Here is a 22,311-nt window from a genome sequence, read left to right as displayed (position 1 = left end):
TTTCGCGACACAAGGCCGCTCCTACAGATACGGCGTTGTTCTCGAGGTTTGGCGCTGCACCTGTGGGAGCGGGCATGCCCGCGAACACCGGCGCAGCCGGTGCCATACCTGCAAGCCCATCTTTCCCACGGTTCTTCGCCGTCATGATGCAGCTCCGATTTCTTCCTGCGACATCGACGCATTGATGAATGCTTCATCATAAGAGTTCGCATGGTAGCGAGCGAGAAACTCATGAGCATTCTCAAATGGCTCGAGGTGTTGATGAGCGAGCATGTAGAAATGATGGCAGTTTGTGGCAATTTCCTCGGTATAGTGAGATGAAATCAAAACACCAGCCCCGTTTTTGCACGCGTTCTTTATACCTAGCCATATGTGGTGTCTGAATTCTGGGTCTACCCCCGCAGTAGGCTCGTCGAGGATGATCAGGTCGCTGCCCATTAGCAGTAGCGTCAGTGTGACAAAACTCCGGACTTCGCCATAGCTGCAAGTAGATGCCTTTTTCATGTAGATTTCAGCATACCGCTTCGACAGGGAAGGTGACCATTCAGAGAGGCGTGAAAGCACCTCGCAGTGATCCGGTGCTGATCTGGAGTTTAAATGTGTAATCAGTTGGTAGACTTCGCTCATCCTGAGCAAGGGCGGTGGTGTCAGTACTTGAGTCAGATAAGCCTGCTGTCTGGATGAATTTATGATTGTGCCGTTGCTTGGTTTTCTGATGTTGCAGATCAGGTCGAAAAGCGTGGTCTTTCCTGCTCCGTTACTGCCCAGTACGCCTACGGCCTCTCCTTTTTTCAACTGTAACGTGATGTTTTGTAAAAGAGGGCTGCTGTTGTATGAGAAGTCCAGGTTTTTGATGGTGAGAAGGTGCATTTTAATAGCGGCTCCATATGGGGTGGATTCTGAATAGCTTTCCTGTTGCATAGAGTCCCGCTGTTGAAATGGCAAAAGCTGTCAGAAAACTAATGGTGAGTGGTATCTCTCCGGTAATTATTCTTGTGCTCAGGTGCAAGGGGTTGATCAACGTTGACCAGTGGGCCAGTTCGTCTTGTGTGGTACCCAAATAGCCGGAAAGTAACATCAGGAATGAAAGAAGCGAAAATAGCGTGCCGGCTGTGCTGAATTTGATGGGCATCGCTGCGATCGCCAAGCCGATGCAGGAGAATATCAGGTAACTCGTATAGAACGCGGCTGTAAGGTACAGGAGTTCTGATAGCGAGTAGGAACCGTATAGAGGCTTGGAGATGAAGTAGAAAAAGCTAGAGTACACGACACTGACCAATGTGTAGCTGACGGCGTGCGATATGAGGAAAAGTGCAATTGCCTCGCGTTGGTAAATGAATGACCGGACGAAGCCACTTTCTCGTCGCCCGATTAGATAAAAGCCGAGGCCGAAGAAGGCAACGTTTGCAGCGATGTAGGCGTAGAACCACGCAGCAGAGGATATATAGAGAGAGTCTGGTGGCGCTGCAAGGGAACGGCTTTGCCTCAGTAGTATGAACATCAAGCAAGGCGCCACCGCTGTCCACAGCAACGCAGTGGGTTCTCGCAGGTGTTCCAGGATCAACACCTTGGTGATCATGAGGATCTGTCTTGTTCGCGTTATGGGGTATGGCTTTTTGTTCATTTTTCTCGCCTTTAGTGTCTTCGCGAATGCAGGGGGTAAGGTTTTATATTCACGCTGCATGTACGTCAAGTTTGATGGAGGTGATGTGTTGGCGGGGTGTAATCTGGTTGTTTGAATTGCAGTTGGTATTGTGGGGTCTATCTGAAGGGTATGTCTGATCGCGATCTGTTCACTGATCATGGGGGTGAAAAAGACTTCTGTTTTTTGTAGGGCGGATCTGAAGTTGTTGTGGGATTGTTATATATTTGATCGCCGAGCGTTGTTTCCCGATGATCGGTTCGGAAAAGTGTTCGTCGCTTTAGGTGGTATAACTTAGTGTTGCCAAATGTAAGCTTGGCCATTGGCTGGCATCTGGGCCGATGTGCTCAAGGACGAGCTGGAGGGGTTGTGACCAGAGCAAGTGAGGCCTGCATCGCCCCTTGTAGGAGCGGCCTTGTGTCGCGAAAGGGCTGCACGGCAGCCCCAGCAATTTCAGCTTTTATGCAGCAACTCTGGGGCCGCTATGCGGCCCTTTCGCGACACAAGGCCGCTCCTACAGATATGGCGTTGTTTTCGAGGTTTGGCGCTGTACCTGTGGGAGCGGGCATGCCCGCGAACACCGGCGCAGCCGGTGACATAACACCGCGTTGAGTTCTTCGCGGGCTTGCCCGCTCCCACAGGGCCGCCACAGCCTTGTGCTACGAATGGGCTGCAAGGCAGCCCCGGCGATTTCACATCAGCGCTTGCCGAGAATCTTCCCAAGCAACTCCGGCCGCGGCGCGCCTTGCTGGCTCTGCAGGTTGCCCTGGTCATCCTGATAGAAGATCGCCGGGGTCGCCTGCAAGCCCATTTCTTCCATCAGCGCCATGTTCGCCGCCAGCTTTTGCTGCACCGCCTCCGGCACCTGCTCCAGTGCCTTCAACTTGCTGGCCTTGCCTGCTTTTTCATGCTCGTGCAGTGCCTTGGCCGGGTCTTTGGCCGCCAGCAGCGCCGCCGACTTGCCCGGGCTGTCCTCGCGGATGATGCCGACCATGATATGGCGCAACTGCACCTTGCCCGACTCCACCCACGGCCGTGCCTGCTCCCAGAACATGTTGCAGTACGGGCAGTTGGGGTCGCTGAACAGGTACACCTTGCGCGGTGCATCGTCCTTGCCGTCGGCGATCCAGGAGGTTTTCTCCATCTTCGCCCAGATTTCCTTGCTCATCGGCGCATACACCAGCTTTTTCAGTGGCTCGGCACTGAGGTCGTTGCCCTGTTCGTCGAACAGGCTGCCGACCAGTACATGCTTGCCGTCAGGGGTGAGGTATAGCGCCAGGCCGTTGTTCTGGTATTCGGCGGCATACCCGCGCAGGCCGTTGGGGGCGTCGAAGCTGCCTTTGATCACGGCGCCCTTGGCTTGCAGTTGCGCAATCGCCTTGGGCAGCTCTTCGGCCTGCAGGGTAGGGGCAGCTAGCAGAGCCAGGGACAGGGGCAGCAGTGCAGTCAGTCGCATGTCAGTTTCCTTGTGCGGCAGGGGCGGGCGAGGTGGCCCGGTCGAAAGGCTCCAGGGCGTGGCGCAGGCTGGCCCGGGACAGCTCGCCCAGATGGCTGCCGACCAGGCGCCCGTCGGCGTCGTAGAACAGGGTGGTGGGCAGGGCCATGGAGCCGACGCGCTGGGCCAACAGGCCGGTGCCGTCGAACAGCACGTGGGTCAGGCTCAGGCCGGTGGTGGCGAGGAAGGTGCTGACGTTTTCCGGGGTCTCGCCCTGGTTGACGAACAGGAAGGTCACGTGCGGGTAAGCGCTTTGCGCCTGTTGCAGCACCGGCATTTCGCGTCGGCAGGGTGGGCACCAGGTGGCCCAGATGTTGATGACCAGCGGTTTGCCGCGGTAGCTGTGCAACGCCACGGATTGGCCGTTGGCCTTGCGCAGGCTTAAATCGGGCAGTTCGGTGCCCTTGCTGTACAGGTGGCCCCCGAGGCTGGCCAGGCCCCAGAACAGCCCACCGCTGAACAGCGCCCAGCCCAGCGGGCGGCGCAGGCCCGGATGGCGCCAGCCCTGCCACAGGGCGCCGAGCACGATGCCGGCAAGGCCCGACCAGAACAGGAAGCCGCCATCACGGATATCGATGATCTGCAGCAGATCGTCCTGGTACATCGGCCAGTACGCCAGCACGAAGCCGGCGCGTGCGCACAGCAGGCCGATCAGGAACAGGTTGAACAGTGCCGATTCCGGGCTCTCGCCGCCACGCCGGGCGACCCACCAGCCGACCATGCTGGCGATCACCAGGGCGGTGAGCATCAGCAGATGGTTGAGGGCCATGGTCAGTGGCCCGAGGGTTACGGTCAGCATCAGCCTTGGCTCCTGGTCTGGGTCCAGTGTTGCAGGAAGGCGGCTGCATCCACCTCACCAGTGATGCGCCGCGCGCGGCGTTCGTCGCCTTCCGGGCCGACCCAGATGATGCTGGGCGGGCCAGGTACCTGGTAGCGCTGCAGCAGGGCCTGGCTGGCCGGGGTGTCGGCGGTCACGTCCAGGCGCAGCAGGTGCACACCGGCCAGGCCGGCCTGCACGTCGCTGCGGGCGAACACCTGTTTTTCCATGACCTTGCACGACACGCACCAGTCGGCATAGTAGTCGAGCATCACCCACTGGCCACGGGCCTTGGCCGCATCCAGTTCGCGTTGCAGGTCTTCGGGGCGGCTGACGGTGACGAAGGCGTCCTCGGTGTGCTGGCCGGTGGCCGGCGCAGCGCCGCTACCGGCGAACGGGCGCAGCGGCTGCCAGAGGTCGTCGCCACCGGCTGCCGCCCCCACCAGCAGCAGGCCGCCCCACAGGGCACCCAGCAGTGGCAAGGCGCGCAACGCCGGCAACCGCTGTAGGGCCGGCCAGGCAGCCCAGGCCAGGGCAATCAGCAAGGCGCCGCTCAGGGCCAGCAGCAATGCTGCGGGCAGCAGGCTGCGCAAGGTGTATAGCGCCATGCCCAGGAACACGAAGCCGAACACGCCCTTGACCCGGTTCATCCAGGCGCCCGGGCGGGGCAGGTAGCGGTTGCCCAGGGTTACCAGCAACAGCAGCGGCACGCCCATGCCCAGGCCGAGGCTGAACAGCACCAGCGCCCCCTGCAGCACGTCGCCGCTCTGGGCGATGTACAGCAGCGCGCCGGCCAACGGCGCGGTCATGCACGGGCCCATCAGCAGGCCGGACAGCGCGCCGAGCAGCGCCGCGCCATACAGGTTGCCGCCACGGGTGCCTTGCCCGGCGCGGTCGAGGCGGTCACGCACGGCGGCGGGCAGTTGCAGTTCGAAGGCGCCGAACATTGGCAGGGCCAGCAGCACGAACAGCCCCGCCAGGCTGCCCAGCAGCCAGGGTTGCTGCAGCCAGGCCTGCAGGCTGGCACCCAGCAGCGCGGCGACCACGCCCAGGGCGGCATACACCAGGGCCATGCTCAGTACATAGACCCCGGCCAGTATCCAGCCGCGCCGGGCACTGGCGCCATTGCCCAGCACCAGCCCGGCGAGGATCGGCAGCATCGGCAGCGAGCAGGGGGTAAAGGCCAGCAACAGGCCCAGGCCGAAGAACGCGAGCAGGCTCCAGGCCAGGTGGCCTTTTTGCAGGTCGCTGGCCAGGGCCTGGTCACTGGCTTGTTCGGCCGCTGGCGCCACACTGCCACCCAGATCGACCAACGTGGTTTGCGGCGGGTAGCACAGGCCGGCGTCGGCACAACCCTGCCAACCCAGTCGCAGTTGACCCTGAGCATCGGCCGGAAGCAGCAGTTCGAGCTGGTCGCGGTACACCGCACTGTCGCCGAAGAACTCGTCGTGGTGGTTGAGAGCGGCCGGCAGTTGTGGGTGCTGTTCGGCAGGCAGGCCGTCGAATTTCAGGCGCTTCTGATACAGGTAGTAGCCAGGCTGGATCTGGAAGAACAGGCGCATTTGGCCGTCGGCCTGGCGGTCGTGGGTAAGCACGAAGGCCTGGTTGACCGGCAGGAAGTCCGGTTTGACATCGAACGGGTTGGCCTGCAACGGGCCGGCCAGCAGCAGTGTCAGGAAAAGCAGGAGGACGCGCATGTCTTCGCCTTGGCAGTACGTTGAAAGGGGTCATGCTGGCTTGGGTCGATTAACCCAAGGTTAACTCTGGTTTTTGGTGAGGGGCGTGCATCAGGGCTTGCAGGTGTTTGCCGTGGCATTGTCTGGGCCTGGGAGATCCTAAGACAAACACCTACCAGCCCCAGAGCAAATTCCGCCCCAGACCTCAGGCATGTCGCGACATATTGTCGACTTGACTTTGCCTGCGCCAACACAATTGCTGTAAAGTTGACGTACAGGTCAGCTTTTCAGGCTAGTACCAGAATCAAAAAAAGGGCAGACCCCCTGCTGCCCAGAGGATCAAGCATGTCCAACCGTGATATTTCCCGGCGCGCCTTCCTGCAAGGCGGCCTGATCGCTGGTGTCGGCGTGACCATGGCGCCGCTCGGCAGCCAGGCATTCGCCGCGCTGATGGAGGAACGCGTCACCACCTCGCCGCAGAAGTGGATGAACCATGATGGCAAGGCACGTTTCCGTAACGATGCCTTGTCCAAGGTGTGCGGCGACAAGGTGTTCGCTCGCGACATCCGTGCCAAGGACATGCCCGGCTGGCCCGCACAGCAGGGCCATGCGCTGCTGCTCAAGGCGACCAAGGCCGACCGTATCTATGCCGGCCATGACCTCAGCCTGCTTGGCGCCGACCTGCAGCCGGACCGCATCGTCACCGCGGCCGACCTGGAAAAGGACGGCATCGCCTGGCCCGAGGCCCACTCGCCCGACCCGCTGCTGCCGCCCGGCAAGGTGCCGATGTTCATCGGTCACCCGGTGGCGATCCTGATCTGGCACGACTTCGAGCGCTTCCGCCAGGCCAAGCGTAAGCTGCAGTTCAATGACCAGGCGATCCGCTATGGCGCCCAGGCGCCGCTGTACCAGCGCGACCCCTACGGCAGCTTCCGCTTCGTGCGCGTGGGCGGTGCCACACCGTTCGACGACGATGAATTCTCCAGCCTGAAGAATTCCATGCTGTTCCCCACCATCCTCAACCGCAAGCCGGTGTGGTCGAAGCAGCCCAACCAGCATGGCGACCTGACCGAGCAGGGCCTGTTCCATGCCAAGCGCATGGCCGAGCAGCTGGACAACCCGCCCGAGGACTGGCTGGTGTTCGACGAGCGCTACAAGACGCCGTCCATCGAGCCGGCCGCCCTGGAGCCGGACAACGGCAACGGCTGGTACGACCCGGCCAGCGGCACGCTGCACTTCGTGGTGGCGACCCAGTGCCCGTTCGAAGTGGCGCAGGAATGCGTGCACATGATCAAACCGTCGCGCTTCGCCCTGAACACGCTGAACATGCACCCGGGCTATACCGTGGGCTACGGCTCGAAAGACAACAACATCTTCGTCTTCTACGCCGCCGTGGCCGCGCTGTATGGCGCCGGTGTGCCGATCCGCCTGGCTAACGACCGCTACGAGCAGTTCCAGAGCGGCATCAAGCGCCATGCCTTCGATATCCGCTACCAGTTGGCGGTGGACAAGAAGGACAACAGTTTCAAGATCTTCCGCGCCGACATGACTTGCGACGGCGGCGGGCGTATCAACTACAGCCCCTCGGTGGCGGCGGTCGGCGCCACGGCGGCGCAGTCGATCTACTACATGCCGCAGAACGACCTGTCGGTCACTGCCTATCACTCCCGTGGCGTCGAGGCCGGCTCCATGCGCGGCTACGGCACCCTGCAGACCATGGCCGCCACCGAAATGATGGTGGATGAGATTGCCGGGCGCCTGGGCGTCGATGCCATCGACCTGCGCCGCGCCAACGCGCTGAAGTCGGGCATGAAGAACACCCAGGGCGCGGTCCCGGCCGGCGCCCTGCGCCTGTACGAGATTCTCGACAAGGCCGCCGTGCACGACTGGTGGCGCAACCGCGACGCGCGCAAGCAGCAGATGGACGCCAAGGACCCGGACCACTGGTATGGCGTGGGCTTTGCCATCTGCCAGAAAGACTTCGGCACCGGCTCCGAAGCCCCCATGGCCAGCATCGAGTTCAGCCGCGACGGGCGCATCAGCCTGCGCCACATCGGCACCGAGCTGGGTACCGGCATGTCCACCTCCCAGGCCCTGGTTGTCAGCGATTTCCTCGGCCGCTCTGCCGACGAGGTGAAGACTGCGGTCACCGAATGGCCGGAGCTGCAGCTGACCACCAGCGGCAACCCGTACCTGATCAGCCAGCCCGAGCAGGACGCAGCGCTGCGCAACCCGCGCTGGGTCGGCAAGCTTGCTTCGCCGTCGTCGGCGACCAACTCGGCCTTCTACTTCAGCCATGCCACCCGCGAAGCGGCACGCGTGCTGTTCATCCACGGTCTGTGGCCGGCGGCCATGGCCATCTGGCGCCAGGGCCCGTACGGCGGCCAGGCCAACCCGCTGGTGGTGCGCCGCGAGAATGCGGTATGGGTCAACGGCGAGCTGACCGGCAACGGCCTGTCACCGATCCCGTTCGCCCAGCTGGCCCAAAAGGCCCATGAAATGGGCCTGGTCACCGGCGTCAGCGTGCACGGCTTCAACCGCTGGAGCTGGGCCGAGGCCGACTTCGTCATCGATGGCGTGCGCGAACGCTTCCCGCTCGATGCGGTGGCAGTCAAATACGGCGATGGCGCGGTGAGCGCCAAGAAGGCGCAGATGAGCAGCCACGGCTACCACCTGCTCGACCGGCAGAACGCCGCCTACCCCGACACCCAGCTGAACAACGCCATGGTCACCTACTACAGCCCGGTGGCGACCATTGTCGAAGTCAAGGTGAACAAAGGCACTCACGAAGTGCAGGTGCTCAACCACCACAGCTGGGTCGAGTGCGGCCGGGTGCTGGTGCCGGAACTGGTCAAGGGCCAGCTCGAGGGCGGTATCGCCATGGGCATCGGCCATGCCTTGACCGAAGAAATGCCGTTGTACGAGGGCGGGCCCGGGGAGGGCGACTGGAACTTCAACCGCTACCGCCTGCCGCATGCGCGCGACGTGGCGGTGTGGCAGCAGACCAGCGAAATCCTCCCGCCGCTGTCACCCACCGACCCGTCCAAGGGCATCGCCGAGGTGGTGATGATCCCGGTCGTCGGTGCCATCGGCAATGCCGTCGCGCATGCCATCGGCAAGCGCGTTCGCGATCTCCCCATCACCCCAGCCCGTATCAAGGAGGCCCTCAATGGCTAACCGTCCACTGCAACTGACCCTCAACGGTCAACCGGTCGGCCCGGTCGAGGTCCCCGACGACCTGGCGATGATCGACTACCTGCACGAACACCAGAACCTCACCGGCTCGCGCCTGGGCTGCGGCCAGGGCATCTGCCACGCCTGCGTGGTGATCGTCGACAACCCCGACGGCACCAGCGAGGAGGTGCGCACCTGCATTACCGGCGCGCATTACTTCGAGGGCAAGAAGGTCCGCACCATCGAGGGCCATGCCAAACAGGACGAGGCCGGCAACCTCACGCTGAACCCGATCCAGCAGAAGTTCGTCGACCTGTTCGCCTTCCAGTGCAGCTACTGCGCGCCGGGCTTCGTCAATGCCGCCACGGTGCTGGTGGAAACCGCCCAGCGCCAGCCGCTGAAGAAGAGCGAGGTGGAAGACCGCATCGAGGCGAGCCTGGGCCACCACATCTGCCGCTGCACCGGCTACGTGCGTTACTACGACGCCACCCGCACGGTGCTCAACGACCTCGGCCTGGTCAAGGAGGGTTGAGCATGGGTCTTGTTCGTAGCGCACTGGCGCTGGCTCTCGGCCTTGCCTTTACCTCGCTTGCCCAGGCAGCCGACCAGGCGCAGGTCAAGCGCGGTGAATACCTGGCCCGCGCGGCTGACTGCATGGCCTGCCACACCGCCGAAGGCGGCGCGCCGTACGCCGGCGGCCTGCCGATCCATTCGCCGTTCGGCACCATTTACGGCAGCAACATCACCCCGGACAAGCAGTACGGCATCGGCAACTATAGCGCCGACGAATTCTTCGCCGCGGTAACCGAGGGCAAGCGCAAGGACGGCGCCAACCTCTACCCGGCGATGCCGTACACCTCGTACCACCTGATCAAGCGCGAAGATTCGGACGCGATCCTCGCCTACCTGATGACCGTGCCGCCAATCAACCGCCCGGCACCGCAGACTGCGTTGCGCTTTCCGTTCAACGTTCGCCAGGGGCTGAGCGGCTGGAACATGCTGTACGGTAAAAGCGTGCAGTTGCAGCCGACCGAGGGCAAAAGCCCGGCCTGGCAGCGTGGGCAGTACATGGTCGAAGTCATGGGCCATTGCGGCGAGTGCCATACCCCGCGCAACCCGATCGGTGCGTTGCAGCAAGACCAGCGCCTGAGCGGCGGCCTGCTGGGTGGCTACCTGGCCCCGAGCCTGCTGGCCCAGGATCTGGCCGAGCGCGGCTGGACCCAGCCGGACCTGACCACCTTCCTCAAGCACGGCATCAGTGCCCAGGGCAGCATGTTCAACGAAATGTTCCCGGTGGTGCACCACAGCACCCAGCACCTGGAGGATGCCGACCTGGCGGCCATGGCCACCTACCTGCTGGGCGACCAGCCACCGCCGGCCAAGGCCATCCAGGCGGTGGCGCTGGAGCAGATGAGCGAAAGCGCCAGGCGCGGCCGCCAGCAATACCTGAATGTCTGCGCCGGCTGCCATGGGGTGGACGGCGAGGGCAAGCCGCACATCGCCGTGGCCATGCGCGGCAACACGGTGCTACGCCAGGCCGACTCGCGCAACCTGGTCAAGGTGATCCTCGAAGGCATCCGTGAACAGCAGTTCACCGGCTTCGAGCGCATGCAGCCGATGCCGGGCTTTGCCGACAAGCTCGATGACCAGCAGGTGGCGGATATGGTCAACTACCTGCGCCAGGCCTGGGGTGGATTGCCCGGTGACCTGAGCGTACAGCAGCTCGCCGAGCTGAAGGCGGAGTAAAGGGTGCAGCATCTCGATCTACAGGTGGTCCGCCAGGCGTTGCAGTGGTCGTGCGGCGGCCAGCGGGTGTGGTTGTGCACGGTGCTCGCCACCTACGGCTCGGCGCCCCGTGCGCCGGGTTCGCTGCTGGCGGTGAACACCAGCGGGCAGTGGCTGGGTTCGCTGTCCGGTGGTTGCGTCGAGGACGACTTTCTCGAGCGCGTGGGCCGGGGGGAGTTTCCCGAGCCGGTGGCCATCGTGCGTTATGGCGATGGCAGCGACTCGCGTTCGAGCATCCGCCTGCCGTGTGGCGGCGTGCTGGAAGTGCTGGTGGAGAACCTGCCGGCCGAATGCGAGGTACAGGCGCACCTGCGGGAGCTGGAAAGCGCATTGCAGGGCCAGCGCCGCGTGCTGCGTGAAGTGAGCCTGCCCGAGGGCAGGCGCCTGCTTGCCGATGACCACAGCCAGGGGCCGCGTGTGCAGCGTGAAAGTGCCTGTGTACGCTTGCGTGTGGGGGCCGCCCAGCGTCTGCTGCTGGCCGGGTACTCCAGCGTCGCGCATTTCTGTGCCGAGTTCGGCAAGGGCATGGGCTTCGAAGTCATCCTCTGCGAGCCGCGTGACGAAGTGCTCGACGGCGTGCGGCTGGATGGCATCGAGGTGCGCCGCGAGCTGCCATCGGAGTTCATCGCCCATGGCGGTTGCCATGCCGACACCGCGGTGGTGGCGCTGACCCACGACCCGAAGATCGATGACCTGGCCATGCTCGAAGCGGTGCGCACCGAGGCGTTCTATATCGGTGTGATGGGCTCCCGGGCCACCTCCGACAAGCGCCGCGAACGCCTGCGGCGGATCGGTGGCCTGGCCGAGGTCGAACTGGGCCGCATCCACGCCCCGATCGGCCTCAACCTGGGCAGCAAGACCCCGGCCGAGATCGCTTTGGCGGTGCTGGCCGATATCCTTCGCGTGCGCAATGGTATCGAGCGGGTGGCGCTGTGAGCGTGGTTGCACTGATATTGGCTGCTGGCAGCAGCGTGCGTTTCGGAGCTGACAAGCGTCGGGCGCTGTTGGTTGATGGTCGCAGCTTGCTGGTGCACAGCGTGGAGCGGGCCTGTGCAGTGTTCGATGATGTGCGGGTGGTGTTGCGCGAGGGGGAGCGGGGCGTGGATCTGGGGCTGCCTGCGGGGTGCCGGGTCATCTCCAGCCCGGACTTTGCGTTGGGCATGGGCCATAGCCTGGCGGCCGGCGCCGCCTCGCTGGCTGACAGCGAGGCGCAGGCAGTAGCGATTCTGTTGGGTGACATGCCCTGGCTGGAGCAGGCAACCCTTGCCCGGCTGGCTTCCAGGGCCAGCGCGTCGACCATCGTGTTGCCTTGCCATGAAGGGCAGCAAGGGCACCCTGTGCTGTTCGGGCGCGATTTCTGGCCGGCGCTTGCGCGCCTGACAGGCGATGAAGGGGCGCGTTCGGTGGTCAAGGCCAACCCGGCGAGTTTTGTCAGGGTAGAAGTACCGGATACCGGTGTGTTGCTGGATGTCGACAAGCCTGATGCGGTGCACCGGTGAACGCACTTGTCAGGGCCTATTCATCTTCTTCGTCAGCCAGCTCATAGGGTTGAAGCTCGCTCAGTTGGGCGAGCAGTACCAGATGCTCGACCGCTTTGAGCTTTTCAAGCCGCTCGAGGCTGTCTGACCCTCCCAGCATCAAGGCAGGAACAAAGCCATACATTTCGTCTGCGGCCAACATGCCGAGCCGTTCCCTGGCGGGTTCGAACAGGTCGTCGAAATAGATGCATTCGGTCATCAGCCACATGAGCAGGCCGTGGACCTTGTTGTCCCGCTCTTCGTCGCCTGAGCTGTGGGCGCCATCGAGGTAACGGGAATGGTACGCCGCAATGGTCAGCACCGAGCCGGTGTTCTCACCCCACAGGTACAGGTCGCCAAAAGCGCTACGGGCGATGAGGTGATAAGTGTCGCGTGCTTCGAAGTGCGTGCCTGACAGCCAATACGCTACTACGTCTTCGTAATCCTGAGGGTTTACCAGCCAGAACAGGCCACCACCGTAGCCGCACCAGCCGTGCTCTTGCCAGTATCCCAGGAGACGGTTGGGGAGTTTGCCTTGGTAATGATCGAGGGCAGAGGGCGGTACTGGTTGGTGGCCGACGGGGTCGCCGAAGGTTTCGAGGAAGATGCTGAATATGACGTCCATTTGATTAAGTCCTTTTTTAAGTGTTTAGAAGTCGGAAAAGCTATAGGGCTCGATGCTGCAAAGCTGAGAAAGCAGTACAAGATGTTCAATTGCTTTCAGCTTCTCAAGATTTTCGAAACGAATTGGGCCGCCAAACACCAATGCTGGAACAAAACCGTACATCTCATCCGGCCCTAGTATGCCGAGGTTCTTCTTGGCAGGCTCAAACATTTCATCAAAATCATTCGAATCCAAATCTCTGCAGGCGAAAAAATTTTGCACTTGCCTGTCCATGTCAATTGCTGTCAATTCATGTGTTCTCCCAACATAACGGCCAATATGCGTTGCAATTTTTAGTGAGAATCCCGTTTCTTCGCCAAACAAATAAAGATCACCAAAGGCTCCGCGGGCTATGAGGTGAAATCTGTCGTACTTCTCTAGGTTTGCACTCTCAAGTACAGATGCAACCACGCCATCATACTCTTGTGGGTTTACGGTCCAAAACATGCCGTCACCGTACCCACACCATCCATGCTCAATCCAGTACTGTAGAAGTTTATCCGGTAGCTTTCCTCGATAACGGTCAATGGTCGATGCAGGCACCTCCTGTCTATGCATAGGTTCACCGACTTCCTCAATAAATACGGAAAATGCTTCGTCCATATGATAACCTCCAGATATTTCAGCACTTGTGCAGTTTCACATTTAAAAGGCCGGAGCCACCACCTGTACCAGCCATCTCTTCGGCGGCCCGCCTGAGTCCGCCTATCCTGTTTTTCCACTGAGGGCCAATGCTCGAGTTGACCTGTCTATCTCCAAAATCAGCGATAGCGTCCCGTCCACCAGCACTGAGGTCCGGGTTATGCAAGGCTGCAAGCGTTGACATTGTCTCTTTGGCTTGCATTTCTGAAAGTTTTCTTGCTTCACGCGGACCCATCGTTTTGGATAGATCCTCGTGAATCCTATCTCTTATGTTTGTGTACAAGTCTTTTCGTGCCTTTTTGGCAAGCTTGGGATCGCGTTTGACGGGGTTGGCCACATTTTCCAAAAACTCCTCAACCGTCAGCCGATTCAACCCATCCTGCTGCCCCTTCAACTGCCGTTCAAACTCGCCATGCTTGGCGGGTGGCAATTTGTCGGCCTTGAAGCACGCCACGGTATGCAACGGCATGCTACCGGGCTTCCCTGTCGAGGGCTCCTTGTCTTTCTCAGCCGGCCGATCAGGCTGCATCGGTTGCGGCTCACCCACCGCCCCCTTGCGTCGCTCCGGCACCTGCAGGTCTGGCCGTTTCTTCAAGCCCTCTTCATGCTTGAGCATCCATTGCCCCAGCCGCGCACCTTTGCGGCTGGCCGCCATTTCCTGGGCCAGCACCCGGGCATCGCCGCGGCCGCGGGTGAGGTACGACACGATCGCCCCCAACAACAGCAGCACGACTTCCACATGGCCTTGGGCAATCTGATGCGTGGCCCGGGATATCGCATAGGGGTCGTCCCGGCAGAACGGGCCCGTGCCTTCATTGCCGCAGGTGCCTTCCCAGGCGAAGCGAATGCCGTCGACGTAGTACTCGCCGATACGCGGCAAGCCCTCGATGAAGAACTCGGCGATGGAGGCCAGCCCCAGCGCGCCGAGGATCCAGCCACTGACCTTGAGGCCCACAGCCGCGCCCGCGCCGGCGAACGGAATGGTTCCGGCGCCGCCGGCGAATGTGCCAACCCCCGCGCCAAGCAGGCCACCGGTAATGGTGCTGCCGGCGACGATCATCGCCATCTGCCGCACGACCATCAGCAGTTCGTCGACGATGCTGTTGATGTCGAGGTCGGCGAAGCGCTGGCGCAGCATGTGCGCCGCCTGCCATTCGGCGTGGTAGAAGGCTGTGCGGACGGCTTCGATCCGGCGCAGGTTGAGGCCTAGCGAGGCGACTTCTTCATTGAGGCTGGTGCGGAACTGGCCACCGCTTTGGTAGCCCACCATGGCGATGACACGTGACTCGATCTCGTGCCAGGAGGGCACGAGGTAATCCAGGTACATGAGGTGTCTCCCTGACAGCGTGTGCAGGGGGAAATCCCATCATGGATTCGGATCGGAAGTTTCTGAGTCAGTTGTAGGAAAATGCGACTTCGTTTCCGGCAGGTTCGGCGAAGCTCAGGTGAACATGGCGGCGAAGAGGTGGGTCAGCGTCAATGGGGTAGGGTGATGACTGAATAGTCGCGACATGGACTCGCCTCGGTGCTTGCCGCCGAAAGCAACAAGCCACAGAGCGGCCACTTAAGCCTTGACCGTGCCCATCATGTATAGGTGCCAAGCGCCTGGCGGCGCTTGGTCCGTGATGGCGCTACTTCATTGTTCGTTGAGAAAGGATAAGTGAATGGCTGCAGCATCAATCTGGTTGCTTGGAGAAGGGGTAAGATTGCAGGTCTGTCAGTTGCGCGAGAAAGACCAAGTGCTCAATGGCGCTGACCTTTTGAAGGTGCTGCAGGGAGTCAGAGCCACCCAGCAAGAGTGCGGGGAAAAAGCCGTACATCTCGTCATGTTTAAGTCTGCCAAGCTTTTCTCTGGCGGGATTGAAAAGGTCGTTGAAATCATTTGAGTCGACTTTTCTTGATAGGATGAAGCCTTGGAGTTCAGTGTTGAGCTGTTCTGTTGTAAAGTCGGTCTTATGAAAGACGTATCGAGAACTAATGCTCGTGATTTTTAATGAAAAGCCAGATTTTTCGCCCCATAGGTACAGGTCGCCGAACGCGCTCCGTGCAATCAAGTGATAGTTGTCGTGCGAGCCAAGTGTCGTGCCTGCAATCCAGTAGGAAACCACAGCGTCATATTCTTGTGGGTTGACCAGCCAGAATATACCTTCGCCATAACCCGACCATCCATGTTCGGACCAGTATTCCAGAAGCTTGGGAGGAAGCTTGTCTCTATATCGATCGATTGTTGATGGAGGTACTTCCCGGCGGTCGATTGGTGGGCCGAAATTTTCAATGAATCTGGCAAAAATTTTATCCACTTGAATTTCCTTGTCTTAGCATTTGTGTAATTTTACATTCATGCGTGTTGAGTTTCTAAGGTTCGGTGGCACTGTTTCGGCGGCCTTTTTTAAATTCGGTATCTTTGTTTTCCATTGTGGGCCAATTATTGAGTTGACTTGGCGATCTCCAAAGTCTGATATCGCGTCTCTGCCTCCTGCTACAAGGTCTGGGTTGTGCAGTGCGGCTGTTACCAGCATGTGATTTTTGGTTTTTTCTATGGCTACTTTTTGTGCTTCGACTGGATGACACGTGACTCGATCTCGTGCCAGGAGGGCACGAGGTAATCCAGGTACATGAGGTGTCTCCCTGACAGCGTGTGCAGGGGGAAATCCCATCATGGATTCGGATCGGAGTTTTCTGAGCCAGTTGTAGGAAAATGCGACTTCGTTTCCGGCGTGTTCGGCGGAGTTAGGCTGTCGGGGTGGGCCTTGGGTGGGGCTTCAAATGTTTGTCGCTCCCGGGAGCGTGTGGCAGTTGCGCGGTGCTCGTTGCCGCAGGCGCCACACATCCCCAATCCCCCACAAAAGGTCCATAATCCCCCCTTAATCCGCCCAAGGTGCAATGCCAGCTACACCATTCCGGGAGCCCCACCATGCACGTTCTGCTCTGCGAGGACGACGACCTGATCGCCGCCGGCATCTGCGCCGGCCTTACCGCCCAGGGCCTGACCGTGGACCGTGTGGGCAACGCCGCCGATGCACGGGCGATGCTGCAGGCCGCGCAGTTCGACGTGATGATCCTCGACCTTGGCCTGCCCGACGAAGACGGCCTGAAGCTGTTGCGCCGCCTGCGCGAGAAAGGCGAGACGCTGCCAGTGCTGGTGCTCACTGCCCGTGATGCGGTTACCGACCGGGTCGATGGCCTGCAGGCCGGCGCCGACGACTACCTGCTCAAACCGTTCGACCTGCGCGAGCTGGCTGCTCGCCTGCACACCCTGCTGCGGCGCGTAGCCGGGCGGGCGGTGAATGTGATCGAACACGGCCCGCTGCGCTACGACCCGAGCAGCTGCGAGGCAACCCTGGCCGGCCAGCCGGTCGACCTGTCCCGGCGTGAACAGGCATTGCTCCAGGCGCTGCTGCAGAACCCCGGGCGGGTGCTGTCCAGCGAGCAGCTCAAAGACTGCGTGTACGGCTTCAGCGACGAAGTCGAGAGCAATGCCCTGAACGTGCATATCCATCATCTGCGGCGCAAGCTGGGCAACGGCATCGTCGAGACCGTGCGCGGCCTGGGCTACCGGCTGGGCCCGGCGCAAGCACCGGAGGAGGCGGCATCATGAGCCTGCGGGTACGCCTGAGCCTGATCCTGGGCAGCGCCTTCGTGATCATCTGGGCGCTGGCCGCCGCGTGGATGCTGCGCGACCTGCGCCAGCAGATGATGTTCTCCCTCGACCAGCGCCTGGTGGCTTCGGCGCGCATGGTTGCCGGGCTGATAGACCAGCTGCCGCAGCCGCTGACTGCCAAGGGTGGGGAGGCGCACTTTTCCGCCGACCAGTTCAGCGTGCCGGACGGCATGGCTTGCCAGGTCAGCTCACTGCGTGGCGAGATTCTCGCCAGCAACCACAAGCACGATGGCGTCATGGACGATGAACGCAGTGGTTTCCGAGACCAGACCATCGACGATGCCCTGTGGCGCACCTTTACCTATAACCATGGCGATGTGCGCATTACTACCGCCGACCGGCACATGGAGCGAGAGGCACTGAACCAGTCGATCCTGCTGGCGGCCTCGGCGCCGGTGCTGATGGCCCTGCTTGGCAGCCTGGGGTTGTTGTGGATCGGCCTGGGCAAGGGCCTGGAGCCGCTCAACCGCATGCGCGATGCCCTGCGCCGCCGGCGCGCGGACAGCGTCGAGCCGCTGCAGGTGGCGGGCATGCCCGGCGAACTGCAACCGTTGCTGGAAACTCAGAACCAGCTGTTCCTGCGCATTGCCCAGACCATCGAGCGTGAGCGGCGCCTGACCGACGATGCCGCGCATGAACTGCGCAGCCCGCTGACGGCGATCAAGACCCACCTGCAGGTAGCACGGATGACCGATGGCGCCGTGCGCGAGCAGGCGCTGGAGCATGCCGAGCAGGGCGCCGACCGCATGCACCGCACGCTGGAGCAGTTGCTGATGCTAGCGCGGGTAGAGGGCAGCCTGTCGTTCGAGGATGGCATACAGTGCAGCGCCGAGCAGGTGGCCCGGCAGGCGGTGCAGGATGCCGGCGGCGGTGACAACCGGCGCATCGTGCTGCGCTTGCCTGAAGCCGCTACGCAGATCTACCTGGGTATGCCTGCGCCGTTGGCGGTGGCGGCGCTGCGCAACCTGCTGGACAACGCCTTGCGCCATGGCGGCGACGAGGCGGTGGAGCTTGAGGTGCAGATGGCTGACGGCCAGGTGGGCTTCATGGTGCGGGACCATGGGCCGGGGATTGCCGAGGCGGACCTTGAGCACCTGACCGAGCGCTTCTGGCGTAACGGGCAGAGTGGTGGATGCGGGCTGGGGCTGGCGATCGTGCAGGCGATCGTGCAGCGTTGTGCCGGTAGCCTGAAGTTCGACAGCCGCAGTGATGGGTTGCGGGTGTTGTTGCAAGTGCCGGCGCGCTCGGGGCATTGATTTTTATTGCCTGTGCCGGCCTCTTCGCGGGTAAACCCGCTCCCACAGGTACTGCATCAACCCTGAGATCTGTGCCAATCCTGTGGGAGCGGGTTTACCCGCGAAGAGGCCGGGCCTGCTTTCAAAAATCCCACAGCAACCGCTAAATCCTCCCCGCACTCAAGCGTTTTTCAAGCGACGAACACCCGCACTTTCGCTTGCTTGCGAGGATTCACCCATGTCCACCGCTTCCTGCCTTGCCCAGGTCCCGTCGGCCAGCGCGCCGCGTGGCTTGTACGAGTTCACCGATTCGCCTTTGCTGCAACGTCAGCAACAACAGGAGTCCAACGCCCGCAGCTACCCGCGGCGCATCCCGCTGGCACTCAAGCGCGCCCGTGGCATCCATGTGGAGGATGTCGAAGGCCGCCAGTTCATCGACTGCCTGGCCGGCGCCGGCACGCTGGCGCTGGGCCACAACCACCCGGTGGTGGTCGAGGCGATCCAGCGGGTACTGGCCGATGAACTGCCACTGCACACCTTGGACCTGACCACGCCGGTCAAGGACCGCTTCGTCCAGGACCTGTTCGGTGTGCTGCCCGAGGCGTTACGCCGTGAAGCCAAGGTCCAGTTCTGCGGCCCGACCGGTACCGATGCGGTGGAAGCAGCGCTGAAGCTGGTGCGCACTGCCACCGGCCGCAGCACCGTGCTGGCCTTCCAGGGCGCCTACCATGGCATGAGCCAGGGGGCGCTGAGCCTGATGGGCAGCCATGGGCCGAAGCAGCCGTTGGGGGCCTTGCTGGGCAACGGTGTGCAGTTCATGCCGTACCCCTACGACTACCGTTGCCCGTTCGGCTTGGGCGGCGAAGCCGGGGTCAGGGCCAACCTGCATTACCTGGAAACCCTGCTGCTCGACCCGGAAAGCGGCGTGCCGCTGCCAGCGGCGGTGATCCTCGAGGTGGTGCAGGGCGAGGGAGGGGTGATCCCGGCCGAAATCGAGTGGCTCCAGGGGGTACGCCGTATCACCGAGCAGGCCGGCGTGGCGTTGATCGTCGATGAGATCCAGAGCGGTTTCGCCCGTACCGGGCGCATGTTCGCCTTCGAGCATGCCGGCATCATCCCGGATGTGGTCACCTTGTCCAAGGCCATTGGCGGCAGCCTGCCGCTGGCGGTGGTGGTGTATCGCGACTGGCTGGACACCTGGAAGCCGGGCGCCCACGCCGGCACTTTCCGTGGTAACCAGATGGCCATGGCGGCGGGTTCGGCGGTGATCGATTACCTGGTCGAGCATCGCCTGGCAGAGCATGCCGAGGCCATGGGCCAGCGCCTGCGCCAGCACCTGCAGCAGTTGCAGCGAGATTATCCGCAGTTGGGTGATATTCGCGGGCGTGGCCTGATGCTTGGGGTGGAACTGGTGGATCCGCAAGGCCACAGGGATGCGCTTGGGCATCCGGCGGCCAACCGTGAGTTGGCGGCGAAGGTGCAGCGCGAGTGCCTCAAGCGCGGGCTGATCCTGGAACTCGGTGGGCGGCATGGGGCAGTGGTGCGCTTCCTGCCGCCGTTGATCATCAGTGGCGAGCAGATCGACGAGGTCGCGCAGCGCTTTGCCGAGGCGTTGATCGCGGCGGTCTGATCGATTGCCGGGGCCGCGCAGCGGCCCCTGGCAATCCCGGCTACCAGCCGCGCCCGGAATTCACCCAGAAGTTCACCGACAGCGAGGTGGTCATAGACTCCACCTGGTGGAACCACCCTTCGGGCAGGAACAACAGGTCACCGGCCTGCAGCACCACGCGCAGGAACGGCACCTCGCGCGCCGCCGGGAAGCGCTGGTAGTCCGGGGCGTCGGGGTTGAAGTCGCAGCCGTCCAGGCCGCCCTTGGGGCTGGTCGACCAGGTACCCAGGGCCGGGCGATGGTGCGGCGCGGCAAGGATGAACGACTTTTGCCCCCATACCTGTGCGAACAGGTTGTCGGTGTCGTCGCGGTGCAATGGCGTCAGTGTGCCCTTGGGACCGATCCAGATGCGCGGCGCAATGAACTTCTCGCGGGCGAAGTAATGCGGGTAGCGAATCAGCCTCAGCAGCTTTTCCGGCACGATGTTGTTGCCCATGTAGGCCGGGGTTTCGCCGGGTTTGGCAGGGGTGTCCAGCGAGGCGATGAAGTCGGCCATGGAAGTGGAACGGAAGTCGCGGTCGGTGGAGAAGGTCTTCTTCACGTAGTCGCCGTGCCGGGTGATGCCCTGCAGTTCGGCAAAATGCTCCAGCGAAGCTTCGCGGCCCATGGTGAACAGCGGCCAGTCCTGCAGGGCATCGCTGATGACCACCGGCGTGCCGTGCGCCAGGTATTCGCCCTGGAAGCGCGCCAGCGGCATGTCGGCGCGGGCAACGCGTGCCACCTCGCGCTGCACCGGTTGCGCGGCCGACACCCGTTCGCTGAGGCGTGCCGGTGTCGGGTAGCGTTGGTTCATCGATACCTTGGTCGCCGGCGCGCCGCGCCGGGCGTTGCTGATGATCTGCGGCAGCAGGGTGGCCAAACCCATGTTGCCGCTGATCTTCAGGCGGGCGCTGGCGAACAGTTCTTCGACGTTGGCGGTGCCGCCCATGATGCCGAGGAAGTCACGCTCGGCCACCTCGATGGTGACGTCCGGGGCGCTGTGCCGGCCGGCACCGGTGCGGCTGCTGTCACGCACCTCCGACCAGAAGGCCCGGTCCTGGCCGAAGACGAACTGGAAAACGCCTTCGATGCCCACGGCATGGGCGTTGGCGAACAGTTTGCTGAGGATGCTCTGAAGGTCCACGGTATGCCTCTGGCGGTCTTTCGTTGTGCAGGGATAACGAGTGCCTGCACCAACGATTTAGCCGTGTGGGCGGGTAATTTTTCGGCGTGCTGCTACGTCCCGTAGGGAGGCTCGAGTCACATTGTTCACCCAAGGAACCCACATGGCACTGCACCCTGATCTGGCGGCATTTCTGGAACTGGTCGAATTTGGCCGGCTGACGGGCAGGAGCCTGCCCATGCACGCGATGGACGTGACCCAGGCCCGTGCCGAGTTCGAAGGCAGCTCGCAGGTACTCGACCCGAGCCCGCCCGGCAACGTCACGGCCAGCGAGTTGCAGATTACCGCGCGCGACGGTGCCCGTCTGGCTGCTCGTCTGTACCGCCAGGGCAATGCTGGAGCTGCTTTGCAGCCAGTGATCCTGTACCTGCATGGCGGCGGCTATGTGGTCGGCAGCCTCGATTCGCATGACTCGGTGTGCCGTCGCCTGGCGGCCCTGGGCGAGTTCGCGGTGCTGGCGGCGGACTACCGGCTGGCGCCGGAGCAGCAGTTCCCGAAGGCCCTGCACGATGTACTGGACGCCGCCAACTGGCTGGCTGAGCAGGCGGCCTCGCTGGGCCTGGACAACCGCCGGGTGGTGCTGGCAGGGGACAGCGTGGGCGCCAGCCTGGCGGCGGTGCTGGCCATTACGGCAGTGGAGCAGCCCGAGGCGCTGGCGTTCAAGCCGCTGGCACAGTTGCTGTTCTACCCGGTGACCGATATCTCCTGCTGGCGTGAGTCCCATCGCGAGCATGCCGAGGGTTACCTGCTGGAGACGCCTACCCTGGAGTGGTTCTACCAGCACTATGCGCCGCAGCGCGAGCAGCGCCTTGACTGGCGGGTATCGCCGTTGCTGTCGACGCTGCGCCAGCCGTTGGCACCAGCTTACCTGTTCGTGGCCGAATATGACCCGTTGCATGATGAGGGCATGGCTTATCGTGACTGGCTGGTGGCGGGTGGGACGGCGGTGACCTTTGCCCGGGTGGAGGGGTTGACCCATGACTTCTTGCGCATGTCGGGGATCGTGGGGCAGGTGGAGGGGATTTACCGGGATGTCGGGGCGTGGTTGAAGCGGGTCGGTGGCCAGTCCTGACTTGAGCTCGCCGGGGGCGCGTTGCGCCCCTTTCGCGACACAAGGCCGCTCCCACCAAAGCACAGCGCCCACCGAACCATGTGGGAGCGGCCTTGTGTCG

General features: G+C 62.5%; 19 protein-coding genes and 1 pseudogene. 9 read left to right on the top strand and 11 right to left on the bottom strand.

Translation table 11 applies throughout. From position 1 onward, the window contains the following. Positions 1–141 precede the first annotated feature (141 nt). The 5 genes from MJ643_RS23635 to dsbD form a co-directional block, all read right to left on the bottom strand. A complete protein-coding gene (locus MJ643_RS23635) occupies positions 142–870 on the bottom strand; it encodes an ATP-binding cassette domain-containing protein (protein WP_023661979.1) in 729 nt (242 codons plus the stop codon). Between the two features lies 1 nt (position 871). Beyond that, entirely contained in the window at positions 872–1,579 is a 708-nt protein-coding gene (locus MJ643_RS23630) for a hypothetical protein (protein WP_208209704.1), read from the bottom strand. Positions 1,580–2,339: 760 nt separating this feature from the next. Next, entirely contained in the window at positions 2,340–3,098 is a 759-nt protein-coding gene (dsbG, locus tag MJ643_RS23625) for a thiol:disulfide interchange protein DsbG (RefSeq protein WP_046615068.1), read from the bottom strand. Position 3,099: 1 nt separating this feature from the next. After that, positions 3,100–3,936 (bottom strand): TlpA disulfide reductase family protein, encoded by an 837-nt coding sequence (locus tag MJ643_RS23620; protein ID WP_208209705.1) that lies wholly within the window; start codon positions 3,934–3,936, stop codon positions 3,100–3,102. Continuing rightward, a complete protein-coding gene (gene dsbD / locus MJ643_RS23615) occupies positions 3,936–5,651 on the bottom strand; it encodes a protein-disulfide reductase DsbD (RefSeq protein ID WP_208209706.1) in 1,716 nt (571 codons plus the stop codon). The genes MJ643_RS23620 and dsbD overlap by 1 nt, the downstream gene beginning before the upstream one ends. A gap of 324 nt (positions 5,652–5,975) precedes the next feature. Here dsbD and MJ643_RS23610 point away from each other — a divergent pair, with 324 nt between their 5' ends. Genes MJ643_RS23610 through MJ643_RS23590 form a run of 5 tightly spaced genes read left to right on the top strand, consistent with a single transcriptional unit; the run spans position 5,976 to position 12,088 of the window. After that, positions 5,976–8,807, top strand: coding sequence for a xanthine dehydrogenase family protein molybdopterin-binding subunit (locus tag MJ643_RS23610; protein ID WP_247727013.1), 2,832 nt, complete (start codon positions 5,976–5,978; stop codon positions 8,805–8,807). Then, positions 8,800–9,336 (top strand): (2Fe-2S)-binding protein, encoded by a 537-nt coding sequence (locus MJ643_RS23605; RefSeq protein WP_013973477.1) that lies wholly within the window; start codon positions 8,800–8,802, stop codon positions 9,334–9,336. Before MJ643_RS23610 ends, MJ643_RS23605 begins: the two co-directional genes overlap by 8 nt. 2 nt (positions 9,337–9,338) lie before the next feature. Beyond that, positions 9,339–10,550 (top strand): cytochrome c, encoded by a 1,212-nt coding sequence (locus MJ643_RS23600; protein ID WP_023661102.1) that lies wholly within the window; start codon positions 9,339–9,341, stop codon positions 10,548–10,550. Positions 10,551–10,553: 3 nt separating this feature from the next. Next, the gene (locus tag MJ643_RS23595; RefSeq protein WP_208209741.1) at positions 10,554–11,525 is read left to right on the top strand and encodes an XdhC family protein; all 972 of its coding nucleotides are present in this window, start codon (positions 10,554–10,556) and stop codon (positions 11,523–11,525) included. Next, positions 11,522–12,088 (top strand): nucleotidyltransferase family protein, encoded by a 567-nt coding sequence (locus tag MJ643_RS23590; protein ID WP_208209740.1) that lies wholly within the window; start codon positions 11,522–11,524, stop codon positions 12,086–12,088. The genes MJ643_RS23595 and MJ643_RS23590 overlap by 4 nt, the downstream gene beginning before the upstream one ends. A gap of 16 nt (positions 12,089–12,104) precedes the next feature. Here MJ643_RS23590 and MJ643_RS23585 read toward each other — a convergent pair whose 3' ends face one another. The 5 genes and pseudogenes from MJ643_RS23585 to MJ643_RS23565 all read right to left on the bottom strand — a co-directional run. Then, positions 12,105–12,731 carry a GAD-like domain-containing protein gene (locus tag MJ643_RS23585; RefSeq protein WP_013973473.1) on the bottom strand — a complete coding sequence of 209 codons (627 nt, stop codon included), beginning with the start codon at positions 12,729–12,731 and terminating at the stop codon, positions 12,105–12,107. 24 nt (positions 12,732–12,755) lie between these two features. Then, positions 12,756–13,373 (bottom strand): GAD-like domain-containing protein, encoded by a 618-nt coding sequence (locus tag MJ643_RS23580; RefSeq protein ID WP_023661099.1) that lies wholly within the window; start codon positions 13,371–13,373, stop codon positions 12,756–12,758. Positions 13,374–13,392: 19 nt separating this feature from the next. Continuing rightward, positions 13,393–14,739 carry a DUF6861 domain-containing protein gene (locus tag MJ643_RS23575; RefSeq protein WP_247727012.1) on the bottom strand — a complete coding sequence of 449 codons (1,347 nt, stop codon included), beginning with the start codon at positions 14,737–14,739 and terminating at the stop codon, positions 13,393–13,395. Between the two features lie 349 nt (positions 14,740–15,088). Next, positions 15,089–15,712 carry a GAD-like domain-containing protein gene (locus MJ643_RS23570; protein ID WP_013973470.1) on the bottom strand — a complete coding sequence of 208 codons (624 nt, stop codon included), beginning with the start codon at positions 15,710–15,712 and terminating at the stop codon, positions 15,089–15,091. Between the two features lie 15 nt (positions 15,713–15,727). After that, positions 15,728–15,970 (bottom strand): annotated as a pseudogene (locus MJ643_RS23565) (polymorphic toxin type 15 domain-containing protein); the annotation flags it as partial. Between the two features lie 356 nt (positions 15,971–16,326). On the opposite strand from MJ643_RS23565, the gene MJ643_RS23560 reads away from it, so the two are divergent. The 3 genes from MJ643_RS23560 (at position 16,327) to MJ643_RS23550 (ending at position 19,938) form a co-directional block, all read left to right on the top strand. Continuing rightward, positions 16,327–17,010: a response regulator transcription factor gene (locus MJ643_RS23560; protein WP_013973469.1), complete on the top strand. Its 684-nt coding sequence runs from the start codon at positions 16,327–16,329 to the stop codon at positions 17,008–17,010. Continuing rightward, a complete protein-coding gene (locus MJ643_RS23555) occupies positions 17,007–18,329 on the top strand; it encodes an ATP-binding protein (RefSeq protein ID WP_013973468.1) in 1,323 nt (440 codons plus the stop codon). Before MJ643_RS23560 ends, MJ643_RS23555 begins: the two co-directional genes overlap by 4 nt. A gap of 217 nt (positions 18,330–18,546) precedes the next feature. Beyond that, positions 18,547–19,938: an aspartate aminotransferase family protein gene (locus MJ643_RS23550; protein WP_013973467.1), complete on the top strand. Its 1,392-nt coding sequence runs from the start codon at positions 18,547–18,549 to the stop codon at positions 19,936–19,938. Between the two features lie 40 nt (positions 19,939–19,978). On the opposite strand, the gene MJ643_RS23545 is transcribed toward MJ643_RS23550, so the two are convergent. Beyond that, positions 19,979–21,100: a cupin-like domain-containing protein gene (locus MJ643_RS23545; RefSeq protein WP_013973466.1), complete on the bottom strand. Its 1,122-nt coding sequence runs from the start codon at positions 21,098–21,100 to the stop codon at positions 19,979–19,981. 142 nt (positions 21,101–21,242) lie between these two features. On the opposite strand from MJ643_RS23545, the gene MJ643_RS23540 reads away from it, so the two are divergent. After that, positions 21,243–22,211, top strand: a complete 969-nt coding sequence (locus MJ643_RS23540) for an alpha/beta hydrolase (protein ID WP_013973465.1) — start codon at positions 21,243–21,245, stop codon at positions 22,209–22,211. Positions 22,212–22,311: the final 100 nt, after the last annotated feature.

Origin of the sequence: Pseudomonas sp. PNPG3, assembly GCF_023093815.1 — a bacterium.
Lineage (GTDB): Bacteria > Pseudomonadota > Gammaproteobacteria > Pseudomonadales > Pseudomonadaceae > Aquipseudomonas > Aquipseudomonas asiatica.
The sequence above is the reverse complement of the archived record's forward strand: the minus strand, read 5'-3'. Positions and strand labels throughout refer to the sequence as shown.

Excerpts from the sequence above, each read along its gene's own strand:
- MJ643_RS23635 (WP_023661979.1), bottom strand. The coding sequence starts at position 870 with ATGCACCTTCTCACCATCAAAAACCTGGACTTCTCATACAACAGCAGC.
- MJ643_RS23630 (WP_208209704.1), bottom strand. The coding sequence starts at position 1,579 with ATGATCACCAAGGTGTTGATCCTGGAACACCTGCGAGAACCCACTGCG.
- dsbG (WP_046615068.1), bottom strand. The coding sequence starts at position 3,098 with ATGCGACTGACTGCACTGCTGCCCCTGTCCCTGGCTCTGCTAGCTGCC.
- MJ643_RS23620 (WP_208209705.1), bottom strand. The coding sequence starts at position 3,936 with ATGCTGACCGTAACCCTCGGGCCACTGACCATGGCCCTCAACCATCTG.
- dsbD (WP_208209706.1), bottom strand. The coding sequence starts at position 5,651 with ATGCGCGTCCTCCTGCTTTTCCTGACACTGCTGCTGGCCGGCCCGTTG.
- MJ643_RS23610 (WP_247727013.1), top strand. The coding sequence starts at position 5,976 with ATGTCCAACCGTGATATTTCCCGGCGCGCCTTCCTGCAAGGCGGCCTG.
- MJ643_RS23605 (WP_013973477.1), top strand. The coding sequence starts at position 8,800 with ATGGCTAACCGTCCACTGCAACTGACCCTCAACGGTCAACCGGTCGGC.
- MJ643_RS23600 (WP_023661102.1), top strand. The coding sequence starts at position 9,339 with ATGGGTCTTGTTCGTAGCGCACTGGCGCTGGCTCTCGGCCTTGCCTTT.
- MJ643_RS23585 (WP_013973473.1), bottom strand. The coding sequence starts at position 12,731 with ATGGACGTCATATTCAGCATCTTCCTCGAAACCTTCGGCGACCCCGTC.
- MJ643_RS23580 (WP_023661099.1), bottom strand. The coding sequence starts at position 13,373 with ATGGACGAAGCATTTTCCGTATTTATTGAGGAAGTCGGTGAACCTATG.
- MJ643_RS23575 (WP_247727012.1), bottom strand. The coding sequence starts at position 14,739 with ATGTACCTGGATTACCTCGTGCCCTCCTGGCACGAGATCGAGTCACGT.
- MJ643_RS23560 (WP_013973469.1), top strand. The coding sequence starts at position 16,327 with ATGCACGTTCTGCTCTGCGAGGACGACGACCTGATCGCCGCCGGCATC.
- MJ643_RS23555 (WP_013973468.1), top strand. The coding sequence starts at position 17,007 with ATGAGCCTGCGGGTACGCCTGAGCCTGATCCTGGGCAGCGCCTTCGTG.
- MJ643_RS23550 (WP_013973467.1), top strand. The coding sequence starts at position 18,547 with ATGTCCACCGCTTCCTGCCTTGCCCAGGTCCCGTCGGCCAGCGCGCCG.
- MJ643_RS23540 (WP_013973465.1), top strand. The coding sequence starts at position 21,243 with ATGGCACTGCACCCTGATCTGGCGGCATTTCTGGAACTGGTCGAATTT.